This is a genomic window from Micromonospora sp. WMMA1923 (assembly GCF_049179195.1).
Classification (GTDB): domain Bacteria; phylum Actinomycetota; class Actinomycetes; order Mycobacteriales; family Micromonosporaceae; genus Micromonospora; species Micromonospora yangpuensis.
In genome coordinates, this window is the sequence record NZ_JBMHLZ010000001.1 from 1,770,658 (window position 1) to 1,784,294 (window position 13,637).

General features: G+C 75.0%; 11 protein-coding genes and 1 pseudogene. 11 read left to right on the forward strand and 1 reads right to left on the reverse strand.

Annotated features, from left to right (window positions below; genetic code table 11):
• Window positions 1-82: 82 nt before the first annotated feature.
• The gene (locus tag ACN28G_RS08065; RefSeq protein ID WP_091446320.1) at window positions 83-421 is read right to left on the reverse strand and encodes an SCP2 sterol-binding domain-containing protein; all 339 of its coding nucleotides are present in this window, start codon (window positions 419-421) and stop codon (window positions 83-85) included.
• A 113-nt stretch (window positions 422-534) separates the two neighbouring features.
• Here ACN28G_RS08065 and ACN28G_RS08070 point away from each other — a divergent pair, with 113 nt between their 5' ends.
• From ACN28G_RS08070 to ACN28G_RS08120, 11 genes and pseudogenes are all read left to right on the forward strand, one after another.
• On the forward strand, window positions 535-1,161 hold the full coding sequence (locus ACN28G_RS08070; RefSeq protein ID WP_421478806.1) for a hypothetical protein: 627 nt from the start codon (window positions 535-537) through the stop codon (window positions 1,159-1,161).
• 28 nt (window positions 1,162-1,189) lie between these two features.
• Complete coding sequence (locus ACN28G_RS08075) at window positions 1,190-1,519, forward strand: hypothetical protein (RefSeq protein ID WP_421478807.1); 330 nt, start codon at window positions 1,190-1,192, stop codon at window positions 1,517-1,519.
• Between the two features lie 15 nt (window positions 1,520-1,534).
• On the forward strand, window positions 1,535-2,389 hold the full coding sequence (locus tag ACN28G_RS08080; RefSeq protein WP_091436722.1) for a TlyA family RNA methyltransferase: 855 nt from the start codon (window positions 1,535-1,537) through the stop codon (window positions 2,387-2,389).
• Complete coding sequence (locus ACN28G_RS08085) at window positions 2,386-3,288, forward strand: NAD kinase (RefSeq protein WP_091436725.1); 903 nt, start codon at window positions 2,386-2,388, stop codon at window positions 3,286-3,288. Before ACN28G_RS08080 ends, ACN28G_RS08085 begins: the two co-directional genes overlap by 4 nt.
• A 183-nt stretch (window positions 3,289-3,471) precedes the next feature.
• Window positions 3,472-5,229 (forward strand): DNA repair protein RecN, encoded by a 1,758-nt coding sequence (recN, locus tag ACN28G_RS08090; protein WP_091436728.1) that lies wholly within the window; start codon window positions 3,472-3,474, stop codon window positions 5,227-5,229.
• Window positions 5,230-5,345: 116 nt separating this feature from the next.
• On the forward strand, window positions 5,346-6,524 hold the full coding sequence (steA, locus tag ACN28G_RS08095; RefSeq protein ID WP_091436731.1) for a putative cytokinetic ring protein SteA: 1,179 nt from the start codon (window positions 5,346-5,348) through the stop codon (window positions 6,522-6,524).
• Window positions 6,525-6,550: 26 nt separating this feature from the next.
• Window positions 6,551-7,489 carry a copper transporter gene (locus ACN28G_RS08100; protein ID WP_091436733.1) on the forward strand — a complete coding sequence of 313 codons (939 nt, stop codon included), beginning with the start codon at window positions 6,551-6,553 and terminating at the stop codon, window positions 7,487-7,489.
• Between the two features lie 55 nt (window positions 7,490-7,544).
• Window positions 7,545-8,411 (forward strand): hypothetical protein, encoded by an 867-nt coding sequence (locus tag ACN28G_RS08105; RefSeq protein WP_091436736.1) that lies wholly within the window; start codon window positions 7,545-7,547, stop codon window positions 8,409-8,411.
• A gap of 1 nt (window position 8,412) precedes the next feature.
• Window positions 8,413-10,126: pseudogene (murJ, locus tag ACN28G_RS08110) on the forward strand (murein biosynthesis integral membrane protein MurJ).
• A complete protein-coding gene (locus ACN28G_RS08115) occupies window positions 10,123-11,280 on the forward strand; it encodes a glycosyltransferase family 4 protein (protein ID WP_091436741.1) in 1,158 nt (385 codons plus the stop codon). Before murJ ends, ACN28G_RS08115 begins: the two are co-directional and overlap by 4 nt.
• Window positions 11,280-13,550 (forward strand): hypothetical protein, encoded by a 2,271-nt coding sequence (locus ACN28G_RS08120; RefSeq protein ID WP_421478808.1) that lies wholly within the window; start codon window positions 11,280-11,282, stop codon window positions 13,548-13,550. The genes ACN28G_RS08115 and ACN28G_RS08120 overlap by 1 nt, the downstream gene beginning before the upstream one ends.
• Window positions 13,551-13,637: the final 87 nt, after the last annotated feature.

Here is a 13,637-nt window from a genome sequence, read left to right on the forward strand (position 1 = left end):
GACGTGTCGGCGGCGGCCACCGGAAGGGCGATCCTCCCGGTGGCCGCCGCCGCTTGTTCGTCCGGCGCGGCCGGTCCCCGCTTCAGAGCAGCTTGCGGAGCTTCATCAGGTCGAACGGGTTGGCCTTGATGGAGATCCGACGCGCGGCCAGCGCCTTCGCGATGTCGAGCTGACCACGCACCAGTGCCACCAGGTCGTCGCTGGTGGCGTTCAGGGCGATCTTCGCCTTCGGGTCGTCGCCGTCGGCCAGGTCGACCAGCTGGCCGCCGGTGAGCCGGCCGTGGAAGGCGGTACCGAGATCGGTGACCCGGCACGCCAACGTCCGGTCCAGGTCGACCCGTTCCCGCACGCTGGCGGCATTGCTCGCCAACCGGGCGGACAACTCCTGCAACGCCTGCCGGCACTCGTCCACGCTGGCCACCATCGTCTCCTCACCGCACGCCACGCCGTTTCCCGGCACCGTACCGCACGGGAGGTCAACCGGTGCCCGGTAGCGTGGCACCTGCACACCCACCCCCGCGGAAGGACTCAGGCATGCAGGACGCGTGGCGCGCCTACCTCGAGTTGGCCATGGGCCTGACGGAGGCGCCGCGGAAGAGGGCCCAGGACGTCGTACGGCGGGTGGTCGGCTCGGGTGGGGCGACCGCCGGTCAGCTGCAGGTACTCGCCGAGGAACTGGTCTCCACCGGGATGGCCAACCGGGAGGCGCTGACCAAACTGGTCCGGTTCGAGGTGGACCGGGCGCTGGGCGCGGTCGGGTTGGCCACCGCCGACGAGGTCGCCGAGTTGACCCGCCGGGTGCACGAGTTGGAGCAGCAGCTTCGCCAGGCCCGGGCCGGATCGCCCCTGCCCGCAACGTCGGCATCGGCTGCCTCCGCGTCCGCTGAGCCGGCTGCCGACGGTGGTGCGGCGATCCGCGCGATGGCCGCGGCACCGGCCGGCCCGCCGATGACGAACCGCGCCGTGGCGAAGAAGACGGTGGCGAAGAAGACGGTGGCGAAGAAGACGGTGGCGAAGAAGGCCGTGGCCCGGAAGGCGACGACGAAGGCCGTGGTCAGGAAGGACCCGGCGGCGTCGACACCGGTGCCGCACCCCGACGACGTGACCGGGCCGGCCCGGCCGACGCCGGGCCGTACCCCGCCGCCCGGCGGTGCGGCATGACGACCACGGATCCCCGTCGGAGCCGGCGGTGAGCGGCCCGCGCCCCGGCCCCCCGCCGGGCCCCCGCCCCGGACCGGGCCCTGCCGGTCGCCCCGGGCCGGTCCCTGGTCCGCCCCGCGGCGGTGGCGTGGGAGAGGGCGCGTCGGGGCCACGTCCCGGCCCGCCGAGCGCTCCCGGTGGCCACCCGGCCGGTCCGGCCGAGGTGGACGGGAGCGACGAGGTCCGGCACCCGGCGGTGGACGCCGCGGTCCGGGCGATGGCGAACGCCGCCGAACTCTCCCCGGCGGACCAGATAGCCCAGTACGAGGCGGCGTACCAGACGCTGCGGGAGACCCTCGCCAGCATCGACCAGGCCTGAGGAGGCCCGACAACCGTGGCACGTCGTAACCGGCTGGACGCCGAACTTGTCCGCCGAGGTCTGGCCCGGTCCCGGGAACAGGCCACCGAACTGGTGGTGGCCGGCCGGGTCCAGGTGCGCGGGGTGGTGGCCCGCAAGGCCGCCGCCCTTGTCGATCCCGCCGACGCGGTGCTGGTCACCGGCGCGGACCCGGGTTCCGAGTACGTCTCCCGGGGCGGTCACAAGCTCGCCGGCGCGCTCGCCGCCTTCGAGGGGCTGCGGGTGTCCGGTCGGCGTTGCCTGGACGCCGGGGCGTCGACCGGCGGCTTCACCGACGTGCTGCTGCGTGCCGGTGCGGCCGAGGTGGTCGCGGTCGACGTGGGTTACGGCCAGTTGGCCTGGTCGTTGCGGACCGACGACCGGGTACGCGTACACGAGCGGACAAACGTCCGGAGCCTGGCCCCGGAGCTGATCGGTGGCCCGGTCGACCTCACCGTGGCGGACCTGTCGTTCATCTCGCTGCGGCTGGTGCTGCCGGCCCTGGCCGGGTGCAGCCGGCCCGACGGTGACCTGGCCCTGATGGTGAAACCCCAGTTCGAGGTGGGCAAGGAGCGGGTCGGCGCGGGTGGGGTGGTCCGTGATCCGCAGCTGCGCGCCGAGGCGGTGCTCGACGTGGCCGCCGCGGCGGCCGGCCTGGGCCTGGGGCTGGCCGGTGTGGCGGCGAGCCCGCTACCGGGCCCCAGCGGCAACGTCGAGTTCTTCGTATGGTTACGCCGGGACGCGCCACCGGCCGATCCGGCACGGGTACGTTCCGTGGTGGCCGCCGGTCCGGCGGGTCCGGTCCGTTCCGGCGCGTTGCCGGACCCGACTGCCGAGGAGGTGGCAGGGTGAACCCGCCGACGCCCGAGGTCCGTACCGCGCTGCTGGTGACCCACACCGGTCGTCGCCGCAGCACCGAGCACGCCCGGGCGGTGGCGGCGGACCTGATCTCGGCCGGCTTCGAGGTGCGGGTGGTGGCCGAGGAGGCCGACGACCTGGACCTGCCCGGTGTGGTGCCGGTGGCCGGGCCGGAGGCCGCCGAGGGCGCCGAGATCGTGTTCGCGCTCGGCGGGGACGGCACCTTCCTGCGCGCCGCCGAGCTGGCCCGGCCGGCAAAGGTTCCGTTGCTCGGCATCAACCTGGGCAAGGTCGGCTTCCTGGCCGAGGCGGAGATCGACGACCTGGACGTCGCGGTACGGGACGTGGTCGGGCGCAACTACACGGTGGACGAGCGGCTCACCCTCGACATCACCGCCGAGTTCGACGGCGGACCGACAATCGAGTCGTGGGCGCTCAACGAGATCAGTGTGGAGAAGGGCGAGCGGGCCCAGATGCTGGAGCTCCTCGTCGACGTCGACGGCCGCCCGTTGTCCCGGTACGGCTGCGACGGGGTGGTCTGCGCGACACCCACCGGTTCCACCGCGTACGCGTTCTCCGGCGGTGGGCCGGTGGTCTGGCCGGAGGTGGAGGCGCTGCTGCTGGTGCCGATCAGCGCGCACGCGTTGTTCAGCCGGCCGTTGGTGACCGCACCCACCTCCACCTTCGTGATCACCGTCGACCCGTTCACCACCCTGGCGGTGCTCTCCTGCGACGGCCGGCGGGTCTACGACCTGCCGCCGGGCGCGCGGGTCACGGTGCGGCGGGGGGCGCTGCCGGTGCGGGTCGTCCGGTTGCGCGACCGCCCGTTCACCGACCGGCTGGTGGCGAAGTTCGGGTTGCCCGTGCACGGGTGGCGCGGCAGCCGCCGCTGAGTCCGGCCGGCGGCGCACCGGTCCGCTGAGTCCGGCCGGCGGCGCACCGGTCCGCGCCGGTCGGGCTGACCGCCCGTCGCCGCGCTGACCAGCGGTGCGGCCCGTCGGCGACCGACGGCGCGCCGGTGGTGTGCGTCGTGCCGGCTGGTCAACTGTCGGGCACCGCGTCTACTGTCGGGTGCTGTGCTGGAAGAGCTGCGGATCACCGGACTGGGCGTCATCGAGGACACCACGCTGCCCCTGGCCGACGGGATGAACGTCATCACCGGTGAGACCGGTGCCGGCAAGACGATGGTGGTGACCGGTCTCGGGCTGCTCTTCGGCGGTCGGGCCGACGCCGGTCGGGTCCGGGCCCAGCCGGGCAAGGCGGTGGTGGAGGGGCGGCTGCGGCTGCGCGGCCGGGTGGCCGACGGGGTGCACGCCCGGATCAGTGACGCCGGTGGTGAACCGGACGACGACGGGGCGCTGCTGCTGAGCCGTACGGTCACCGTGGAGGGTCGGTCCCGGGCGTACCTGGGGGGCCGGAGCATGCCGGTGGCGATGCTCGGTGAGGTGGGCGAGCAGGTGGTGGCCGTGCACGGCCAGTCCGACCAGCTGCGCCTGCTGCGGCCGGCCGAGCAGCGGGCCGCGCTGGACCGGTTCGCCGGTCCGGAGCACGAGAAGCTGCTGGAGGCGCTGCGGGAGGCGTACACCGGGTGGCGGCGGGTGGTCGACGACCTGGCCGACCGGCGGCGTAACGCCCGGGCGCGGCACCAGGAGGCGGACCTGCTGCGGCTCGGGCTGGACGAGATCACCCGGGTCGATCCGCAGCCGGGTGAGGACGACGAGCTGAAGGCGGAGGCGCGGCGGCTGGAGCACGCCGAGGGGCTGCGGACGGCGGCGCAGCTGGCGTACCAGTGTGTCGCCGGGGCGGGGGAGCCGGCCGACGAGACCCCGGACGCCACCGCGTTGCTGGGCACCGCCCGGCGGACGCTGGAGGCGCAGGCCGGCACGGACGCGTCCCTGGGTGACCTGGCGGCGCGGCTGGAGGAGGCGGCGACCCTGGTCGGGGACGTCTCCGCCGAGTTGTCGGCCTATCTGGCGGTGCTGGACGCCGATCCGGCCCGGTTGCAGGTGATCCACGAGCGGCGGGCGGCGCTGCGGGCGTTGACCCGCAAGTACGCCGACGACGTCGACGGGGTGGTGGCGTGGGCCGAACGGGCCCGGGCCCGGCTGTCCGAGCTGGACACCTCCGACGAGCTCTTCGACGAGCTGGAGCGGGAGGCGGCCCGGTCGGCCGCCGAGGTCGCCGAGTTGGCCGGGCGGGCCTCGACGTCGCGTCGGGAGGCCGCGGGTCGGTTCGCCGAGCAGGTCACCGTGGAGCTGGCCGGGCTGGCCATGCCGCACGCCCGGATCGAGGTGGCGGTGCTGCCCCGGCCGGTGGGCCGCAGCGAGCCGACGCTGTCGGTGAACGGCGCCGAGGTGGGGGTGGGTCCGGACGGCGGCGACGAGGTGGAGCTGCGGTTGCTGGCCCACCCGGGGGCGCCGGCGTTGCCCCTGCAGCGGGGTGCCTCCGGTGGTGAGCTGTCCCGGGTGATGCTCGCCATCGAGGTGGTCTTCGCCGGTTCCGGTGGGCCGCCCACGCTGGTCTTCGACGAGGTGGACGCCGGGGTCGGCGGTCAGGCGGCGGTGGAGATCGGCCGTCGGCTGGCCCGGTTGGCCCGTAGTCACCAGGTGCTGGTGGTGACCCACCTGCCGCAGGTGGCCGCCTTCGCCGACCGGCATCTGGTGGTGGCCAAGGACACCGGTGGGGCGGTGACCACCAGCGGGGTGCGGGTGGTGGAGGACACCGCGCGGGCCCGTGAGCTGGCCCGGATGCTCGCCGGCCTGCCGGACTCGGATCTGGGTATCGCCCACGCCGAGGAGTTGCTGGCGGTGGCGACCCGGGAGCGCCGTTCCTGACCGGGTTTGTGAGCGCAAGCACACCGGCGGCGGCCCCGGTGTGCTTCCCTGGGTAGGCGGCCCTGCTAAGGCATGTCGCGTCAGATTTGCCTGCCTCACATGCCAGGATGGTCAGGATGCGTCTTCCCACGTTGCGCCGGACCCGGAATGCGGAACCGGGCCGGGTCATCGGCACCGCCCGCCTGGACCGCCGGACCAAACGACTGGCCGGGCGGTTGCGCCCCGGTGACATCGCGGTCATCGACCACGTCGACCTGGACCGGGTCGCCGCCGACTCGCTGGTGGCCGTCGGTGTCGGTGCGGTGCTCAACGCCAAGCCGTCGGTCTCCGGCCGCTATCCCAACCTCGGCCCGCAGGTGCTGGTCGCGGCCGGCATCCCGCTCCTGGACGACCTGGGTGAGGGGGTCTTCGAACGGATCCACGAGGGCGACCTGGTCCGGATCGAGGGCAACACGGTCTTCATCGGTGACGAGCCGGTCGCGCACGGCAGTCTGCAGGACGCCGAGTCGGTGGCCAAGGCGATGGCCGACGCCCGGGAGGGACTGTCGGTCCAGTTGGAGGCCTTCGCCGCCAACACCATGGACTACCTGCGGCAGGAGCGTGACCTGCTGCTCGACGGGGTCGGGGTGCCGGAGATCCAGACCCAGGTCCAGGGTCGGCACTGTCTGATCGTGGTGCGCGGGTACGACTACAAGGCCGACCTGGACGTGCTGCGCCCGTACATCCGGGAGTACAAGCCGGTGCTGATCGGCGTCGACGGTGGGGCGGACGCGCTGGTCGAGGCGGGTTACACCCCGGACATGATCATCGGGGACATGGACTCGGTCACCGACGACGTGTTGCGCTGCGGCGCCGAGGTGATCGTGCACGCGTACCCGGATGGCCGGGCGCCCGGGTTGGCCCGGGTGAACAGCCTCGGTGTGTCGGCGATCACCTTCCCGGCCGCGGCGACCAGCGAGGACCTGGCGATGCTGCTGGCCGACGAGAAGGGCGCGTCGTTGCTGGTGGCCGTCGGCACCCACGCCACCCTGGTCGAGTTCCTGGACAAGGGGCGCGGCGGAATGGCCTCGACGTTCCTGACCCGGCTGAAGGTCGGCGGCAAGCTGGTCGACGCCAAGGGGGTCAGCCGGCTCTACCGGCAGAGCATCTCCGGCTCCTCGCTGCTTCTGCTGGTCCTCGCGGCGTTGGCCGCGATGGCCTCCGCGGTGGCGGTCTCCACCGTCGGTCAGGCGTATTTGGGCGTGGCCTCCGAATGGTGGGACAATTTCGTGTTCCAGCTCGGCCAGCTCTTCTAGCTCCCGACCCGATAGAGGCTGCAAGCGTGATCAACTTTCGTTACCACGTGGTGTCCCTGACCGCGGTGTTCCTGGCGCTGGCGATCGGCCTGGTGGTGGGCACGGCCGCCCTCAACGGCCCGGTGGTCGACTCGATCAAGGAGCGGGTCAACGCGCTGAGCAAGGACAACCAGCAGCTGCGCCAGTCGGTGCAGAACATGCAGAAGGAACTGGAGCAGGAGGAGGAGTTCGCCACCGACATGGCCCAGGTCTTCCTGCCGGGGCAGCTCGCCGACCGGCGGGTGGTGGTGCTCAGCCTGCCCTCCGGGCGGGACCACACCGACGGGGTGCTGCAGAGTCTGCGGCTGGCCGGGGCCAACCTGACCGGCCGGGTCGACCTGCAGGACAAGCTCATCGAGCCGGAGAACAACAGCAACCTGATGGAGCTGGCGAACACCGCCGCCCGGCCCACCGCCCCCGCCACCGGCCTGCCCGGCAACGGGCACGGGGTGGAGACCTCCAGCGCGATGCTGGCCAGTGTCCTGCTGGACCGCCCCGAGGGCACCCCGCCGGTCACCGACGCCGACCGGCGGGCGGTGCTGGCCGCGTACGTCAACGCCGGGTACGTCGCCACCGAGCAGGACGTGACCGGGCCGGCCGAGGCGGTCGTGGTGGTCAGCGGGCAGCCGTACGTGGACAAGGACTTCGGCAAGAAGGACGAGTCGGTGGTGAAGATCGTCGAGCAGTTCGACCGGACCGGCGCCATCGTCGTCGGCGGCAACGGGTCGGCCGGCGGCAACGTGGTCTCCATCGTCCGGGGCGATCCGGTGCTGTCGCAGACCATCTCCACCGTCGACAACGCCAACACGCCGCAGGGGCAGCTGGTCACCGCCCTGGCATTGGTGCAGCAGTTGACCGAGAAGAAGGCCGGGCAGTACGGCGTGGGCGACAACGCCGCCGCCAGGATGCCTAAACTGCCCCAGTGAGCCAACGCCGCGCCGTCCGGTCCGCAGTCCGCCGCCTCGTGACGGGAGTGACCCCGTGAGCCTGCTGGGACGTCTGCTGGTCGCCGGCGCCGGTGCCGCCGCCGCCCGGTACCTGCTGCGGGAGGTCCGTACCGCACCGGTCGGGCCGGCGCTGGAGCGGACCAACTTCCGCGGCCGGACGGTGACCCTGGCCGCCGGGCCGGCGCTCGCGGTCGGTGCCGCCGGTGCCGGGGCGCTCGGCGCGCCCAGCGCCGCCGCCGGCTCGGCCGCCCTGCTGGCCGGGGTGGGCGCCGGCGCGGTCGGGCTCTACGACGACGTGGTGGGCGCCCGCCCGGAGCAGAAGTCCGCCAAGGGATTCGCCGGGCACCTGGCCGCGCTGCGGCAGGGACGGGTCACCGCCGGCCTGGTCAAGATCATCGGAGTGGGGGCGGCCGGGCTCGGCGCCGCCGCCCTGCTCGCCGCCGACCCGCAGGTGCGGGCGCACCGGCGCCGGCAGCGGCAGGGGCCGCTCGGGCACGCCGCCGACGTGCTGCTCGGCGCCGGCGTGGTCGCCGGCACCGCGAACCTGGTAAACCTGCTCGACCTGCGACCCGGCCGGGCGATCAAGTCCGGCCTGCTGATCGGTACGCCGCTGACCGGTGGCCGCCACGGCGGGATCGCCGCCGGCGCCGTCGGTGCCGCGGCCGGGCTGCTCGCCGCCGACCTCGACGAGGAGGTGATGCTCGGCGACAGCGGTGCCAACGCCCTCGGCGCGCTGCTCGGGGTCGGGTTGGCCGCCCGGACCGGACCGCTCGGCCGGGCGGTCGCGCTCACCGTGCTCGCCGGCCTCACCGCCGCCAGTGAGAAGGTCAGCTTCACCAAGGTCATCCAGGGCACGCCCGTCCTGCGCGAGCTGGACGAGCTGGGCCGCCGATCCGACTGACGTGACGACACCGGCCCCGCTGGCCGGCGCCGGCCGGCTGGCCGGGGCCGCCGCCCTCATCGCCGTGCTCACCGTGGCCGCCCGGCTGGCCGGTTTCGGCCGTACCGCCGTCTTCACCTGGGTGGTGCAGAAGAGCGACCTCGGCGGCATGTACGTGATCGCCAACACGGTGCCGAACATCATCTTCGAGATCGTCGCCGGTGGGGCGTTGGCGAGCCTGGTGGTGCCGCTGCTGGCCGGTGCGGTGGCCAACGGCGACCGGCGGGCGGTGGCGGCCACCACCGGCGCCCTGCTCACCTGGACGGTCACCCTGCTGGTGCCGCTGGCGGTGCTGGTGGCGCTTCTCGCCGACCCGATCATCGCGCTGATCGGTGCCGACCCGTCCGCCGCCGAACGTGCCGCCGGGGCCCGGATGCTGCGGGTGTTCGCCCCGCAGCTGCCGCTCTACGGCATCGGCATCGTGCTGACCGGGGTGCTCCAGGCGCACCGCCGGTTCGCCTGGCCGGTGCTGGCGCCGTTGCTGTCCAGCCTCACCGTGATCGTCGTCTACGCGGTCTTCGGCGTCACCCAGGGGCGTGGGGCGTCGGTGGCCGAGGTGGGCGTCGGCGGTGAGCTGGTCCTCTCCGTCGGCACCACCCTCGGTGTGGTGGTGCTGTCGTTGTCGCTGCTGATCCCGCTGCGCCGGCTGGCCGTACGTCCCCGGGCCGGGTACGGCTTCCCGGTCGACGCGCGGGCCCGGATCGGCGGGCTGGCGGTGGCCGGCGCGGTCACCGTCACCGCCCAGCAGCTCGCCCTGCTGGTCGTGCTGAACCGGGTCGCCGGCGGCCCCACCGGCTCACCCCAGGTGTTCAACCTGGCCCAGACCATCTACCTGCTGCCCTGGGCGGTGCTCGCGGTGCCGCTGGCGGTGGCCGCGTACCCGAGCCTGGCCGCCGCCGCGACCACCGGCGACGAGGCCGGCTACCGGCGGACCCTGGCCTCGACCACCCGGGGGGTGCTGCTGTTCAGCGGTCTCGGCGCGGCCGCGCTGGTGGGCACCGCCGGCCCGGTGGCGCGGATCTTCTACCCGGCCGACCCGACCTCCACCGCCGAGGCGATCATCGGGTACGCCCCGGGCCTGCTCGGTTACGGTGTGTTCGCGGTGCTCTCCCGCGCCCTGTACGCCCGGGGGGACACCCGGCCCGCCACGCTGGCGATCACCGCCGGTTGGCTGGTCGTCCCGGTGGCGGCGCTGCCGTTGGCCGCGCTGCTGCCCAGCGCCGACCGGGTGCTGGCCGTGACGGTGGCCAACTCGGCGGGCATGCTGCTGCTCGGCGCGCTGCTGCTCGGCGCCGTCCGGCGGACCGCCGGACGGCAGGCGCTGGCCGGGGTCGGCCGGGCCGGGGCGTCGGGTCTGCTCGCCGGCGTGCTCGCCGCCGCCGGTGGCGTCGGGGTGGCGCAGTGGCTGGCCGGGCGGGGCGACGGCACCCCGACGACATTCACCGCACTCGGTCAGGGCATGCTGTCCGGGATCGTGGTCGGTGTGGTGTTTCTGATCGTGACCCTGGCGACCGACCGGCGGGACGTGCAACCGTTGCTGGCCGGCGTGCTCCGGCGGGTCGCCGCAGTGCTCCGGCGGGTCGGTGGGCGGGACACCCGCGACCGTACTGACGCGGTGCCCGAGGACGACACACCCCCTCCAGCGGGGTGACGGGAAGGAGACGGTGTCCCGATGACCGACGCCTCGTCGGCTCCCCGGTGGCCCGGCCGAGTGGTCCTGCTGCTCGCCTCCAGCACCGGCGGGGTGGGACAGCACGTCCGGTCGGTGGCCCGGGGTCTGGTCGCCGCCGGCGCGAGCGTGCTGGTCTGCGGCCCGTCGGCCACCCAGGACCAGTTCGACTTCACCGGTGTCGGCGCGCGCTTCGAGGCGGTGGAGATCCCGGCCAGCCCCACCCCCGCCGACGCCCGCGCCGTCGCCGCGCTGCGGCGGGCGCTGGGTGCCGCACCCGTCGACGTCGTGCACGCCCACGGGCTGCGGGCCGGCCTGGTCGCCGTCCTGGCCCGACCGGCCGCGCCACTGGTGGTCACCTGGCACAACGCGGTCCTCGCCGGCGGGGTGCGCGGTGGCCTGTCCCGGCTGGCCGAGCGGCTGGTGGCCCGGTCGGCACGGGTCGCCCTGGGCGCCTCCGCCGACCTGGTCGAGCGGGCCGCGGCGCTGGGCGCGGCCGATGCCCGGCTCGCGCCGGTGGCCGCGCCGACGCTCTCCTCCGCCCGGCGGCGTCGGGCCGCCGTACGCGCCGAGTTCGGCGTCGTCGGTGACCAGCCGCTGGTGCTCTCCGTCGGCCGGCTGCACCCGCAGAAGCGGTACGACGTGCTGGTCGACGCCGCCGCCCGCTGGCGTACCCGCACCCCACCGCCGGTGGTGGTGATCGCCGGCAGCGGACCGGCCTACCTGTCGCTGGCCGCCCGGATCTCCGCCGCCCGGGCCCCGGTGACCCTGCTCGGTCACCGCACCGACGTGGCCGATCTGCTGGCCGGGGCCGACCTGGCAGTGGTCACCAGCGACTGGGAGGCCCGGCAGCTCTTCGCCCAGGAGGCGCTGCGTGCCGGCGTACCGCTGGTGGCGACCTCGGTCGGCGGCCTGCCGGAGCTGGTCGGCGACGCCGCGCTGCTGGTGGCCCCGGGTGACGTCGACGCGGTCGACGCGGCGGTGCGCAGCCTGCTCGACGACGCCGCGCTGCGGGCCGACCTGGCCGCCCGGGGCACGGCCCGGGCCACCACCTGGCCGACCGAGCGGGACACCGTGGCCGAGTTGGCCGCCCTCTACGCCGAGCTGGCCCCGCACCCGGCGGCCCCCGACGCCGGCACCGCCTCGACGGGACGCCGGTGATGCTGCGCCGACTCGCCCCGGTCCTGCTGACCCTGGTCGTGGTGGCGCTCGGGGTGACCGCGCTCACCGCCCGCCCGGAGCAGGGCAGCCCCCGGCCGCGCGCCGACTACGTGGTGCTCGTCGGCATGGCCGGGCTGCGGTGGGACGACGTCGACCCGGAGCACACCCCCACGCTGTGGCGGATGGCCCGCGACGGTTCGATCGGCTCCCTGTCGGTCCGCTCCGCGCACCGGCCGACCTGCCCGGTCGACGGCTGGTTGACCCTGGGCGCCGGCAACTTCGCGGCCTGGGCCGGTAACCGGCAGGCGCAGGTCTGCCCGCCCGGCCAGGTCACCGTGGAACAACCCGACTCCATCGGGGCGAACCTGCCCGACCAGGAGGCCCAGGTCCTGCACAACCAGGAACGGCTGCCCTGGGGCACGGTGCCGGGAGCGCTGTCGGAGTCGGTGCGCTGTTCGGTCGCGGTGGGACCGGGTGCCGCCGTGGCCGCGGCCCGGCCGTTCGGTCGGGTGGACCGGTACGCCCCGGCGTTGCCGGCCGATCCGGCCGAGCTGCTCGGCTCCTGCGTGCTCAGCATCGTGGACCTGGGCACCGTCACCGGGGAGGATCCCACCCTCCGGGCGGAGGCGGTGCGGGCCGCCGACGCGGACCTGGCCCGGGTGCTCGCCGCCCGACCGCCGCAGTCGCTGGTCGTGGTGGCCGGCATCTCCGACACCGAGCAACCCTCCCGGTTGCACGTGGCCGTGGCCGACGGGCCCGGCTGGGAGCGGGGCTGGCTGACCTCGGCCAGCACCGGCCGGGAGGGCTACCTGCAACTGGTCGACCTGGCACCGACGGCGCTGGCGGTGCTCGGCCGGCCGATGCCGGAACGGTTGTTCATCGGCCAGCCGGCGGCCCCGGTCGAGGGCCGGCCGGCGGACCTGGCCACCGCCATCACCGCGCCGGCCGACGCCGACCGGGAGGCCGGCGCGCAACGCCGGGTGGCCGACGGGTTCTTCGTCGTCGTCGCGGTGGTGCAGGTGCTGCTCGCGATCGCGGTGCTGCCCCTGCTGCGCCGCGCCCGCCGGCACGCCGGGGTGGGGCGGGCACCGGTGCCCCGACGGGTGGTGGCGGTGGTGGAGGTGCTGCTGGTCGCCGCCGCGTTGGCCCTGCCGGCGGCCCTGCTGGCCGACCTGGTGCCGTGGTGGCGGGGCGAGCACGCCGGCTGGTACTTCGCCGTGGTCACCGCCGCGGTGCTGGCCGCCGCGACCACCCTGGTACGGCTGGCTCCCGGGTACGCCGCCACACTGGGTCCGCTCGGCGTGGTCGCCGCGTTGGCCACCCTGGTCGTCGGGGCGGACGTGCTCACCGGAGCGCGGTTGCAGCTCAACGGCGTGATCGGGTACTCGGCGCTGCAGGGCGGGCGGTACGCCGGACTCGGCACGGTCGGTCTGGGGATCTTCGTCGGCGGGTCGCTGCTGACGGCGGGGTGGCTGGCCCAGCGGGTCCGGCGGGCCTGGCGGCCGATGGTCATGGTCAGCGTCGGTGGTCTCGCCGTGGTGGTCGTCGGCAGCCCGTACCTGGGATCGGACTCGATCGGGGCGATCGCGCTGACCGCCGGGGTGAGCGTCGCCGCGGCGATCAGCGCCGGCGGTTGGCTGACCGTCAGCCGGTTGGCCTGGGCGAGCATGGCCGCGCTGGCGGTGACCGTCGGCTTCGCCGTGCTGGACCTGCGCCGGCCGGCCACCGAACGGGGCAGCCTTGGCCGGTTCCTCGCCGCGCTCGGCGACGGCACCGGAGGGCTCACCGTGCACCGGTCCAGCACCGCCAACGTCGAGACGCTCACCAACAGTCCGCTGACCGTGCTGGCCCTGGCCGGTGCCCTGCTCGTGTGGTTCGCCCTGCTGCAGCCCTGGGGCGGGCTGAAGCGACTGTTCGGGATCTACCCGGCGATGCGGGGGGCGATGGCCGGTACGGCGGTGGCCGCGCTCGTCGGCGGGCTACTGAGCGGGGCCGCGCTGGACGTGGCCGGGGCGGCCGGGGCGCTGGTGGTGCCGATGGCGGCGCTGGCCGCGCTGCGGGTGCTCGACCACTCGGCCGACCGTACCCAGCCGGTGGGGGACCGCCCGCAGGACGCCGTACCGGCCGCTGGCCGGGCCGACGGTGGTGCGGTTGCCTCGACCGCGGGTGGCCGCGGTGCGGGTGCCTCGACCGCGGGTGCCGGTGGTGCCGGTGCTTCTACCGCGGGTGGCCGCGGTGCCGGTGCCTCCGCCGGGGTCAGCCCGCCATAGCCGGCCGGCCACGGGCGGGTGGCCACGGCCGGCGGGCCACGGGCGGGTGGGACGTCGGGTGCGGCCTGCGAGTGGTCCGGGTCATGG

Coding starts and splice junctions, on each gene's coding strand:
- ACN28G_RS08115 (WP_091436741.1), top strand. CDS start 10,123: ATGACCGACGCCTCGTCGGCTCCCCGGTGGCCCGGCCGAGTGGTCCTG.
- steA (WP_091436731.1), top strand. CDS start 5,346: ATGCGTCTTCCCACGTTGCGCCGGACCCGGAATGCGGAACCGGGCCGG.
- ACN28G_RS08120 (WP_421478808.1), top strand. CDS start 11,280: ATGCTGCGCCGACTCGCCCCGGTCCTGCTGACCCTGGTCGTGGTGGCG.
- ACN28G_RS08070 (WP_421478806.1), top strand. CDS start 535: ATGCAGGACGCGTGGCGCGCCTACCTCGAGTTGGCCATGGGCCTGACG.